8 protein-coding genes are annotated in these 11,432 nt (G+C 70.4%); 4 read left to right on the forward strand and 4 right to left on the reverse strand.

The window, feature by feature from the left end:
- Positions 1 to 14: 14 nt before the first annotated feature.
- Together sucD and sucC are read right to left on the reverse strand one after the other, a co-directional pair.
- Entirely contained in the window at positions 15 to 899 is an 885-nt protein-coding gene (sucD, locus tag AOK15_RS26500; RefSeq protein ID WP_055520875.1) for a succinate--CoA ligase subunit alpha, read from the reverse strand.
- Positions 900 to 910: 11 nt separating this feature from the next.
- On the reverse strand, positions 911 to 2,041 hold the full coding sequence (gene sucC / locus AOK15_RS26505) for an ADP-forming succinate--CoA ligase subunit beta (RefSeq protein ID WP_055520876.1): 1,131 nt from the start codon (positions 2,039 to 2,041) through the stop codon (positions 911 to 913).
- Between the two features lie 144 nt (positions 2,042 to 2,185).
- Here sucC and AOK15_RS26510 point away from each other — a divergent pair, with 144 nt between their 5' ends.
- The 4 genes from AOK15_RS26510 (at position 2,186) to AOK15_RS26525 (ending at position 8,858) form a co-directional block, all read left to right on the forward strand.
- Positions 2,186 to 3,871, forward strand: a complete 1,686-nt coding sequence (locus AOK15_RS26510; protein WP_055520877.1) for a thiamine pyrophosphate-binding protein — start codon at positions 2,186 to 2,188, stop codon at positions 3,869 to 3,871.
- A 12-nt stretch (positions 3,872 to 3,883) separates the two neighbouring features.
- Complete coding sequence (frc, locus tag AOK15_RS26515; protein ID WP_055520878.1) at positions 3,884 to 5,113, forward strand: formyl-CoA transferase; 1,230 nt, start codon at positions 3,884 to 3,886, stop codon at positions 5,111 to 5,113.
- On the forward strand, positions 5,114 to 7,249 hold the full coding sequence (locus tag AOK15_RS26520; RefSeq protein WP_055520879.1) for an acetate--CoA ligase family protein: 2,136 nt from the start codon (positions 5,114 to 5,116) through the stop codon (positions 7,247 to 7,249). It begins immediately after the preceding gene.
- Positions 7,250 to 7,469: 220 nt separating this feature from the next.
- Entirely contained in the window at positions 7,470 to 8,858 is a 1,389-nt protein-coding gene (locus AOK15_RS26525) for an OFA family MFS transporter (protein WP_055520880.1), read from the forward strand.
- Between the two features lie 84 nt (positions 8,859 to 8,942).
- Here AOK15_RS26525 and AOK15_RS26530 read toward each other — a convergent pair whose 3' ends face one another.
- Positions 8,943 to 9,989, reverse strand: coding sequence for a sugar phosphate isomerase/epimerase family protein (locus tag AOK15_RS26530; protein ID WP_055520881.1), 1,047 nt, complete (start codon positions 9,987 to 9,989; stop codon positions 8,943 to 8,945).
- Between the two features lie 75 nt (positions 9,990 to 10,064).
- The coding region (locus AOK15_RS26535; RefSeq protein ID WP_055520882.1) for an alkaline phosphatase family protein at positions 10,065 to 11,432 on the reverse strand (1,368 nt) is incomplete at its 5' end.

The raw sequence follows: 11,432 nt of genomic DNA on the forward strand, positions 1-11,432 counted from the left end.
GTGTGGGGGGCATGTCACGCACCGCCTTCCAGGGCGGCCAGGACCAGCCGGGCGGTCTCGGTGGGCGTGCTCCCGACGCGTACGCCGGCCGCCTCCAGGGCCTCCTGCTTCGCGCGGGCCGTGCCCGACGAACCCGAGACGATGGCGCCGGCGTGGCCCATCGTCCTGCCCTCGGGCGCCGTGAATCCGGCGACATAGCCGACGACGGGTTTGGTGACGTGCTCGCGGACGTATGCGGCGGCCCGTTCCTCGGCGTCGCCGCCGATCTCCCCGATGAGGACGATGATCTCGGTGTCCGGGTCGTCCTCGAACGCGGCCAGGCAGTCGATGTGGGTGGTGCCCACGACGGGGTCGCCGCCGATGCCGACGCAGGTGGAGAAGCCGATGTCGCGCAGCTCGTACATCAGCTGGTAGGTGAGCGTGCCGGACTTGGAGACGAGGCCAATGCGGCCCGGCTTGGCGATGTCGGCGGGGATGATGCCGGCGTTGGACTGGCCGGGGCTGATGAGGCCGGGGCAGTTGGGGCCGATGATCCGGGTACCCCTGGCCCGCGCGTACGCGGTGAAGGCGACGGCGTCGTGGACGGGGATGCCCTCGGTGATGACGACGGCGAGGCCGATGCCGGCGTCGGCGGCCTCCACGACGGCGGCTTTGGCGAAGGCCGGCGGGACGAAGAGGACGCTCACATCGGCGCCGGTGGCGTCCATGCCCTCGTGGACGGAGCCGAAGACGGGGACGGTGGCGTCGTCGAAGTCGACGGTGCGGCCCGCCTTGCGGGGGTTGACTCCGCCGACGATCTTCGTGCCGACCGCGAGCATGCGGCGGGTGTGCTTCATGCCCTCGCCGCCGGTCATGCCCTGGACGAGGACCTTGCTCTCCTGGGTGAGGTGGATGGCCATGTCCGGGCTCCTCAGGCTGCGTGGGCGAGTTCGGCGGCGCGGCGTGCGGCGCCGTCCATGGTGGTGGCCTGCTGGACCAGGGGGTGGGCGCGGGCGTCGAGGACGGCCCGGCCGCGGGCGGCGTTGTTGCCGTCGAGACGGACGACGAGGTGCTTGGTCGGCCGGACACTGTCCAGGGCCCGCACGATGCCCTCGGCGACCGCGTCGCAGGCGGTGATCCCGCCGAAGACGTTGACGAGGACGGACTTCACGTCCGGGTCGGAGAGGACGACGGAGAGGCCGTCGGCCATGATCTGGGCGGAGGCGCCGCCGCCGATGTCGAGGAAGTTGGCGGGGCGGGCGCCGCAGCCGGCGACGACGTCGAGGGTCGACATGACGAGTCCGGCGCCGTTGCCGATGACGCCGACCTCGCCGTCCAGCTTGACGTAGGTGAGGCTCTTGGCGGCGGCCGCCGCCTCCAGCGGGTCGTCGGGAGCGAGGCTCCTCCCGCCCCGACGGGCGTGCCGGAAGGCCGCGTTGTCGTCGAGGGTGATCTTGCCGTCGAGGGCGAGGATCTGCCCCCGCGCGGTCCGGACGAGCGGGTTGACCTCGACGAGGAGGGCGTCCTCGCGGACCAGTACCTCCCAGAGCCGTACGAGGACGTCGACGGTCCGCGCGGGAAGTCCGGCCGCCTCCGCGATCTCGGCCGCCTTCGCCGAGGTCACGCCCTCCGCCGGGTCGACGGGGACACGCGCCACGGCTTCGGGGCGGGTCGCCGCCACCTCCTCGATGTCCATGCCGCCCTCGGCGGAGGCGATCGCGAGGAAGCGGCCGGCGGCGCGGTCGAGGACGTAGGAGACGTAGAACTCGCTCTCGATCGCGACGGGTTCGGCGACCATCACCGCGCGGACGGTGTGCCCCTTGATGTCCATGCCCAGGATCTGTCGCGCCGTCAGTTCGGCGGCGGCCGGGTCGGCGGCGATCCTCACCCCGCCCGCCTTGCCGCGTCCACCGGTCCTCACCTGGGCCTTGACGACGACGCGTCCGCCCAGTCGGCGGGCGATCCCGCGCACCTCCTTGGACGAGTCGGTGACCTCCGCCCGCGGCACCAAGATGCCGTGTTCCTCGAAGAGTTCCCTTGCCTGATGTTCGAACAGGTCCATTCCGGCTCCTGACTCAGAAGTGCCGCACGCCCCCTGGACACCACCCACCGGATGCGGGATAACAAGCTTCATACAGTATTCGTCGACTGTATGCAATCAACCGCGAGAGCGTTCCAACCCCCTACGAAGGGACAGGACTTCGCCATGCCCGACGGCAACAGCCAGGACCTCATTTCCGGTGGTCACCTCGTCGCGAAGGCACTCAAGGCGGAGGGTGTGGACGTCATCTACACCCTGTGCGGCGGCCACATCATCGACATCTACGACGGCTGCGTCGACGAGGGCATCGAGGTCGTCGACGTACGCCACGAGCAGGTCGCCGCCCACGCAGCCGACGGATACGCGCGCATCACGGGCAAGCCCGGCTGCGCCGTCGTCACCGCCGGCCCCGGTACGACCGACGCCGTCACCGGTGTCGCCAACGCCTTCCGGGCGGAGTCCCCGATGCTGCTGATCGGCGGTCAGGGGGCGCACACCCAGCACAAGATGGGATCCCTCCAGGACCTGCCGCACGTCGACATGATGACGCCGATCACCAAGTTCGCGGCGACCGTGCCGGACACGGCGCGGGCCGCGGACATGGTGTCGATGGCGTTCCGTGAGTGCTACCACGGCGCGCCCGGCCCCTCCTTCCTGGAGATCCCGCGCGACGTCCTCGACGCCAAGGTGCCCGTGGAGAAGGCACGGGTGCCGAAGGCGGGCGCCTACCGTGCCTCGACCCGCTCCGCCGGTGACCCCGAGGCGATCGAGCGGCTCGCCGACCTGCTGGTGCACGCGGAGAGGCCCGCGATCCTGCTGGGCAGCCAGGTGTGGACGACCCGCGGCACCGAGTCCGCCGTCGAGCTGGTGCGCACCCTGAACATCCCGGCCTACATGAACGGCGCCGGGCGCGGCACCCTCCCGCCGGGCGACCCTCACCACTTCCAGCTCTCCCGCCGGTACGCCTTCTCGAACGCCGACGTCATCGTGATCGTGGGCACGCCCTTCGACTTCCGCATGGGCTACGGCAAGCGGCTGTCGCAGGACGCGACCGTCGTGCAGATCGACCTCGACTACCGGACCGTCGGCAAGAACCGCGACATCGACCTCGGGATCGTCGGCGACGCCGGGCTCGTCCTCAAGTCGGTGACCGAGGCGGCCTCCGGACGACTCAACGGTGGCGCGTCGAAGCGCAAGGAGTGGCTGGACGAGCTGCGTGCCGCCGAGCAGACCGCCCTGGAGAAGCGGCTGCCGCAGCTCAGGTCCGACGCCTCCCCGATCCACCCGTACCGCCTGGTCAGCGAGATCAACGACTTCCTCACCGAGGACTCGATCTACATCGGCGACGGCGGCGACATCGTCACCTTCTCCGGCCAGGTCGTCCAGCCCAAGTCGCCCGGACACTGGATGGACCCCGGCCCCCTGGGGACGCTCGGCGTCGGCGTCCCCTTCGTGCTCGCCGCCAAGCAGGCGCGGCCCGACAAGGAGGTCGTGGCCCTCTTCGGCGACGGCGCGTTCTCCCTCACCGGCTGGGACTTCGAGACCCTCGTCCGCTACGACCTCCCCTTCGTCGGCATCGTCGGCAACAACTCCTCCATGAACCAGATCCGTTACGGCCAGAAGGCCAAGTACGGCGAGGAGCGCGAGCGGATCGGCAACACCCTCGGCGACGTCCACTACGACAAGTTCGCCCAGATGCTGGGCGGTCACGGCGAGGAGGTCCGCGACCCCGCCGACATCGGGCCCGCGCTGCGGCGCGCACGGGAGTCCGGAAAGCCGTCGCTCATCAACGTCTGGGTCGACCCGGACGCGTACGCCCCCGGAACCATGAACCAGACGATGTACAAGTGAGGTGACCTCGGCATGACCAAGGCTCTCGAAGGCATCCGCGTCCTCGACATGACGCACGTCCAGTCCGGTCCGTCGGCCACCCAGCTCCTCGCCTGGCTCGGCGCGGACGTCGTGAAACTGGAGGCACCGAGCGGCGACATCACCCGCAAGCAGCTGCGCGACCTCCCCGACGTCGACTCCCTCTACTTCACGATGCTCAACTGCAACAAGCGGAGCATCACCCTCAACACCAAGACCGAGCGCGGCAAGGAGATCCTCACCGAGCTGATCCGCCGCTCCGACGTCATGGTGGAGAACTTCGGCCCCGGCGCTGTCGACCGCATGGGCTTCACCTGGGAGCGCATCCAGGAGATCAATCCGCGGATCGTCTACGCCTCCATCAAGGGCTTCGGTGAGGGCCCGTACACCGGCTTCAAGGCGTACGAGGTCGTCGCGCAGGCCATGGGCGGGTCGATGGCCACCACCGGCTTCGAGGACGGGCCGCCGCTGGCGACCGGCGCCCAGATCGGGGACTCCGGCACGGGCGTCCACGCCGTCGCCGGGATCCTCGCGGCGCTGTACCAGCGGGAGAGCACCGGGCGCGGCCAGCGGGTCAACGTCGCCATGCAGCACGCCGTGCTCAACCTCTGCCGGGTGAAGCTGCGCGACCAGCAGCGGCTGGCGCACGGCCCGCTGCGGGAGTACCCCAACGACGACTTCGGCGACGAGGTACCGAGGTCCGGCAACGCGTCCGGCGGCGGACAGCCCGGCTGGGCGGTCAAGTGCGCGCCGGGCGGCCCCAACGACTATGTGTACGTCATCGTGCAGCCCGTCGGCTGGCAGCCGATCAGCGAACTCATCGGACGGCCCGAGCTGGCCGACGACCCCGAGTGGGCGACGCCGCAGGCCCGGCTGCCGAAGCTGAACAAGATGTTCCAGCTGATCGAGGAGTGGTCCTCCACGCTGCCCAAGTGGGAGGTGCTGGAGCGGCTCAACGCCCACAACATCCCCTGCGGGCCGATCCTGTCCACGAAGGAGATCATCGAGGACGACTCCCTGGTCGCCAACGAGATGGTCGTCACCGTGCCGCACCCCGAGCGCGGCGACTTCGTGACCGTGGGCAGCCCGCTGAAGCTCTCCGACTCCCCCGTGGACGTCACCAGTTCACCGCTGCTCGGCGAGCACAACGAAGAGGTCTACGTGGGCGAGCTGGGCCTCGGTGACGAGGAGCTGCGCCTGCTCAAGTCGGACGGGGTGATCTGAGTGAGGGCCGAGGACCGGAAGCTGAGGGTGCGCGCGCTCCTCGACGCCGTGCGCGCCGAGGGCCGCGCCGCGCTCACCGCTCCCGAGGGCAAGGTGATCGCCGACGCCTACGGCATCGCCGTACCCGGTGAGGAGCTGGCGCGGGACGTCGACGAGGCCGTGAAGTACGCGGCCCGCTTCGGCGGGCCGGTGGTGATGAAGATCGTCTCCCCGGACATCCTCCACAAGACCGACGCCGGCGGGGTGGTCGTCGGGGTGGAGGGCGCCGTCGGCGTGCGGGCCGCGTTCCACACCATCGTCGACAACGCCCGCGCGTACGCCCCCGAGGCCCGGATCGAGGGCGTGCAGGTGCAGGAGCTGCTGCCGAAGGGGCAGGAGGTCATCGTCGGCGCGGTGACGGACCCGACGTTCGGGAAGGTCGTCGCGTTCGGGCTCGGCGGGGTGCTGGTCGAGGTTCTCAAGGACGTCACCTTCCGGCTCGCGCCGGTCACCGCCGACGAGGCGCTGTCCATGCTGGACTCGATCCGCGCGGCGGAGATCCTGCGCGGGGTCCGCGGCGCCGCCGCCGTGGACCGGTGGGCGATCGCCGAGCAGATCCGCCGGGTCTCCCAACTGGTCGCGGACTTCCCGGAGATCGCCGAGGTGGACCTCAACCCGGTGATCGCCACCCCGGAGGGGGCGGTCGCCGCGGACATCCGGGTGATCCTCGCGGAGTCGGTGTCCAAGCCCCGGCGCACGTACACCCGCGACGAGATCCTCACCTCGATGCGCCGGCTGATGCAGCCCTCGTCGGTCGCCGTGATCGGCGCCTCCAACGAGCAGGGCAAGATCGGCAACTCGGTGATGCGCAACCTCGTCGACGGCGGCTTCCCCGGCGAGATCCATCCGGTGAACCCCCGGGCCGATGACATTCTGGGCCGCAAGGCGTACAAGAGTGTCACGGACGTTCCCGGTGAGGTGGATGTGGCGGTCTTCGCGATCCCCGCCAAGTTCGTGGCCGCGGCGCTGGAGGAGGTGGGGCGCAAGGGCATCCCCAACGCCGTCCTCATCCCCTCCGGGTTCGCCGAGACCGGTGAACACGAACTCCAGGCGGAGATCGTGGCGATCGCCGAACGGCACGGTGTCCGGCTGCTCGGGCCGAACATCTACGGCTACTACTCGACGTGGCAGGACCTGTGCGCCACGTTCTGCACGCCGTACGACGTCAAGGGCGGCGTCGCGCTGACCTCGCAGTCCGGCGGCATCGGCATGGCCATCCTGGGCTTCGCCCGCACCACGAAGACGGGTGTGTCCGCGATCGTCGGCCTCGGCAACAAGTCGGACCTCGACGAGGACGATCTGCTGACCTGGTTCGGCGAGGACCCGAACACCCGGTGCATCGCGATGCACCTGGAGGACCTCAAGGACGGGCGCGCCTTCGTGGAGGCCGCGCGGGCCACCGTCCCGAAGAAGCCGGTCGTGGTCCTCAAGGCGGGCCGTACGGCCGCCGGGGCGAAGGCGGCGGGCTCGCACACGGGCGCGCTGGCGGGCGACGACGCGGTGTACGAGGACATCCTGAAGCAGGCGGGTGTCATCAGGGCGCCGGGACTGAACGAGATGCTGGAGTACGCGCGCGCCCTGCCGGTGCTGCCGACCCCGAAGGGCGACAACGTCGTGATCATCACGGGGGCCGGCGGCAGCGGTGTGCTGCTGTCGGACGCGGTGACCGACAACGGGCTGTCGCTGATGGAGATCCCACCGGATCTGGACGCGTCCTTCCGGGCGTTCATCCCGCCGTTCGGGGCCGCGGGCAACCCGGTGGACATCACCGGGGGCGAGCCGCCGTCGACGTACGAGGCGACCGTCCGGCTGGGTCTGGAGGACCCGCGCATCCACGCGCTGGTCCTCGGCTACTGGCACACGATCGTCACCCCTCCGATGGTGTTCGCCGAACTCACCGCGCGCGTGGTGGCCGAGTTCCGCGAACGGGGCGTCGAGAAGCCGGTGGTGGCGTCGCTGGCCGGTGACGTCGAGGTCGAGGAGGCCTGCCAGTACCTCTTCGAACGGGGGGTCGTGGCCTACCCGTACACGACGGAGAAGCCGGTGGCGGTGCTCGGCGCGAAGTACCGCTGGGCGCGGGCCGCGGGGTTGCTCTGATGGGCGCGTCGGCTGTGAGCCGGCCGGGGGTCCGGGGGTTGGCCCCCGGGCGTGACACCGCCCGCTGGGCGCGGGCCGCGGGGCTGTTGGGGGGCGGTCGATGAGCTGAGGGAGGGCTCGAACCACGGGGTCCGCGGCGACCGCTCACCGCGGACCCCGGCGCGAAGAAACACGGACAGGGGGCGCTGGCCAGTTCTTCCACGCGAAGGGTTCGATCGACATGGCGACAACTGACATCTCCACATCCGTCCCCTACCGGGAGGTGACGGACGCAGGCGGCCGGGTGTACCGGATCGGCGAGTCCGACCGGGACATCATGGGGCGCACACGCAAGTGGATGGTCATCCTGCCGTGGGTGGGCATGATGGGCATCAGCTCGGCCGAGTACGCGTTCGCGTCCGCCGAGGAGACCCTGCACACCGCTCACCAGTGGAGCAACCAGCACATCTTCTGGATGCTCGGTGTGTGGGTGTTCTTCCAGGCCGCCGTGGCCTTCCCGGCCGGGAAGCTCCGCGAGAGCGGCAGGCTGCCCGCCCGCTGGGCGATGATGCTGGGCGCCGTCGGCACCCTCCTCGGCTATCTGTCCCTCGCGTTCGCGCCGCACGTCGTCGTCGCGTACATCGGCTTCGGCATGTTCAGCGGCATGGGCGCCGGCATGGTCTACGCGACCTGCGTGAACATGGTCGGCAAGTGGTATCCGGAGCGCAAGGGCGGCAAGACCGGCTTCGTGAACGGCGGGTTCGCCTACGGTTCGGTGCCGTTCGTGTTCATCTTCACCGGCTACATGGACCTGACGAACTTCCGCTGGGTGCTCGTCTGCGTCGGTGTCTTCCTCGCGGCGGTCGTCGCCGTCGCCGGGCACTTCTTCCAGGACCCGCCGAAGAACTGGTGGCCCGCGGAGGTCGACCCGCTGCGCAAGCCCGACGACCCGCGGGCGCGACGCGCGCTGGAGAAGAACCCGCCGGCCGTGAAGCAGTACACGCCGGGCGAGGCCTGGCGCACCGGCCGGGTGGCCCTGATGTGGTTCTGCCTGCTGTGCACCTCGGGGGTGAACATCTTCGGCATCGCCTTCCAGGTGCCGTTCGGCAACGAGGCCGGTTTCGCGGGCGGGATCGTCGCGACGGCCATGTCCCTGAAGGCGATCGTGAACGGCACGGGCCGCGGTGTCATCGGCTGGCTCTCCGACCTGTACGGCCGCAAGCAGTGCCTGATCTTCGTCTGCGTGGTGCTGGGCCTCGCGCAGTACGGCATCCTCTGGTCCGGGAACATCGACAACCTGCCGCTGTTCCTGGTGTTCTCCAGCATCTCCGGCTTCGGCGGCGGCGCGATCTTCCCGATGTTCGCGGCGATGACCGCGGACTACTTCGGTGAGAACAACAACGCCTCCAACTACGGCCTGGTGTACAGCTCCAAGCTGGTGTCGGGTCTGCTGGGGTCGGGCATGGGCGCCGTGGTCGTGGGCGCCTGGGACTACACGGGGGCGTTCGTGCTCGCCGGTTCCATCTCGTTGTTCGCCGGGGTCGTGGCCTTGTTCCTGCACCCGCCGGGGCGGCCGCGCGCCAAGCACATCGCTCCCAATCCTCGTCCGCTCGGTGACGAAGTGGCCTGACGCCCTCGCGTACGGCAGCAGGCGGCCGCCCCGTGGTCCCGCACCACGGGGCGGCCGCCTGCTGCCGTTTGTCGTGTCCTCGGGTCAGCACTTCTCCCGCAGCGCGTGCAGGTGGTCGCTGGAGCGGCGGGCGAAGGTGAACGACTCGGTGGGGTTGTCGTGCTCGGCCTGCCAGTGGTGGGCGAGGCGGTGACCCTTGAGCCGGGTGACGGCCGAGATGAACTTCTGGTAGTCGATGTCGCCGTCGCCGACGTCCACCATGCGGTAGCCGAAGGGGTTCGACGGGTCGCTCTCGCCGTCCTTCACATGGAAGAGGGGGTAGCGGTTGGGGCGCCTGAGGACGTAGTCGAGGGGCTCGAACGGCGCGGGGGTGCCGTCGGGCCGCTTCGAGAAGCGGAACTGGGCGACGTACGCCCAGAAGATGTCCATCTCCAGGTAGACGAGGCTGGGGTCGGTCTCGCGGAGCAGCACGTCGTAGAGGCGGACGTGCGGCTGGTCGGACGCGAAGGCGAACTCCTCGGAGTGGTTGTGCTGGTAGAACTTCATGCCGCGCGCCCTGGCCGCCGCCCCGTAGGTGTTGAACTCCTCGGCGGCCCGCTTCATCGCGTCGACGGTGGTGCCGTAGCGGAACGGGCCGGCGGCGGTGCCGATGTGCTTCAGACCGAGGGCCTGGGCGTCGTCGAGGACCTTGTCGAGGTTCTGGGCGAAGGTGTAGGCGTTCGGGTCGCTGGAGTAGTAGCCGACGTGGCTGCCGATCGGGGTCAGACCGTGGTTCCGGGCCAGCCGCTTCAGCTGCGCCAGGGTGATCGGGCCCGCGGAGCCCTGGGTGTAGCCCGCGAACTCGACCTCGTCGTAGCCGTACTTCTCCAGTTCGGCGAAGACCGGGGCGAATCCGAGGGTGGAGACCTTGTCGCGGAGGCTGTAGAGCTGGATGCCGAGGCGGCCGGGCGGCAGGACGGGGCGGCCCCGGCCCTTGCCCGCGGTGGCGGTGTCGGTGGTGCCGGCTGCCTGGGCGGGGGACGCGGCGGTGCCCAGGAGGGCGGCGACGGTGGCGCCCGCGGCCACGCCGAGCATGCCTCGTCTGCTGAGGCGGTGGGTGAGTTCGGGGTCGGGCTGGTGGGTGCGGCTCATGCCGGGGGCTCCTTGGTGTGGGAGGGCGTTGTCGGTGGCGGGTGCTTCACTGTGATCGGTGCGGGTGCCGGACGGTCACGACAGACCGGCCAGTCGGAGCAGCAGTGCCTTCACATCGGTGGCCGCGAGGCGGTCGCCGACGGCGCGGGGGGTGGAGCAGATGAGGAGCGGACCGTCGTCGTCGCTCAGGGGGAGACGGCCGTGGCTGCCGCGCAGAGGTGAGGGGTCCAGGGGCACGACCGCCATGCGGTAGCGCAGGCCCAGCTTCTTGCGGGCCAGTGCGGTGGCCGCCTTGAGCTTCACATACGGGTCGTGCGGGTCCAGGAACAGCTCGACCGGGTCGTAGCCGGGTTTGCGGTGGATCTCGACGCTGCGCGCGAAGTCGGGCGCGCGGTCGTCGTCGAGCCAGTAGTAGTACGTGAACCAGGCGTCCGGCTCGGCCACGGCGACGAGTTCACCGGAGCGCGGATGGTCGAGGTGGTGGGCTTTCTTGCCCTCGTCGTCGAGGAGCTCGTCGATGCCGGGGAGACCGGCGAGGGCTTCCCTGGTCGCCTCCAGGTCCTCGGGCCGGCGCACATAGACGTGGGCGATCTGGTGGTCGGCGACCGCGAAGGCCCGTGAGGCCATCGGGTCGAGGTACTCCATGCCGTCCTGGGTGTGGACCTCCAGGAGGCCGGCGCGGCGCAGGGCGCGGTTGATGTCGACGGGCCGGTCCACGCGGGTGATGCCGTACTCGGAGAGCGCGACCACGGTGCGGCCCTCGGCGCGGGCGTCGTCGAGCAGGGGGGCCAGGGCCCGGTCGAGGTCGGCGGCCGCCTTGAGGGAGCGCGGGTCGTCGGGTCCGTGGCGCTGGAGGTCGTAGTCGAGGTGCGGGAGGTAGCAGAGGGTCAGATCGGGGTGGCGGGTGCGGTTGATGTGGCGGGTCGCGTCGATGATCCAGCGGCTGGAGACGAGGTCGGCGCCGGGGCCCCAGAAGTGGAACAGGGGGAACGGGCCGAGCCGGTCGGTGAGTTCGTCGTGCAGGGACGGCGGCCAGGTGTAGCAGTCGGGTTCCTTGCGGCCGTCGGAGTAGTAGACGGGGCGGGGGGTGACGGTGAGGTCGACGTCCGCGCCCATCGCGTACCACCAGCAGATGTTGGCGACCTTGTAGTCGGGGGCGGTCCTGCGGGCCGTGTCCCAGATCTTCTCTCCGCCGACGAGCGCGTTGTGCTGGCGCCACAGCAGGACCTCGCCGAGGTCGCGGAAGTACCAGCCGTTGCCCACCGCGCCGTGCCCGGCGGGGGGTTCGCCGGTGAGGAGGGTGGACTGGACCGTGCAGGTCACCGCGGGCAGGACGGGGTCGAGACGGGCCCGGGACCCGGATCGGGCGAGGGCGGCGACGGCGGGCATGTGCCTCAGCAGCTTCGGGGTGAGCCCGACGATGTCGAGGACGACGAGCGGGGT

The organism is Streptomyces ossamyceticus (assembly GCF_001418475.1).
In the GTDB taxonomy this organism is placed as follows: domain Bacteria; phylum Actinomycetota; class Actinomycetes; order Streptomycetales; family Streptomycetaceae; genus Streptomyces; species Streptomyces ossamyceticus.

Coding starts and splice junctions, on each gene's coding strand:
- sucD (WP_055520875.1), bottom strand. CDS start 899: ATGGCCATCCACCTCACCCAGGAGAGCAAGGTCCTCGTCCAGGGCATG.
- AOK15_RS26525 (WP_055520880.1), top strand. CDS start 7,470: ATGGCGACAACTGACATCTCCACATCCGTCCCCTACCGGGAGGTGACG.
- frc (WP_055520878.1), top strand. CDS start 3,884: ATGACCAAGGCTCTCGAAGGCATCCGCGTCCTCGACATGACGCACGTC.
- sucC (WP_055520876.1), bottom strand. CDS start 2,041: ATGGACCTGTTCGAACATCAGGCAAGGGAACTCTTCGAGGAACACGGC.
- AOK15_RS26510 (WP_055520877.1), top strand. CDS start 2,186: ATGCCCGACGGCAACAGCCAGGACCTCATTTCCGGTGGTCACCTCGTC.
- AOK15_RS26530 (WP_055520881.1), bottom strand. CDS start 9,989: ATGAGCCGCACCCACCAGCCCGACCCCGAACTCACCCACCGCCTCAGC.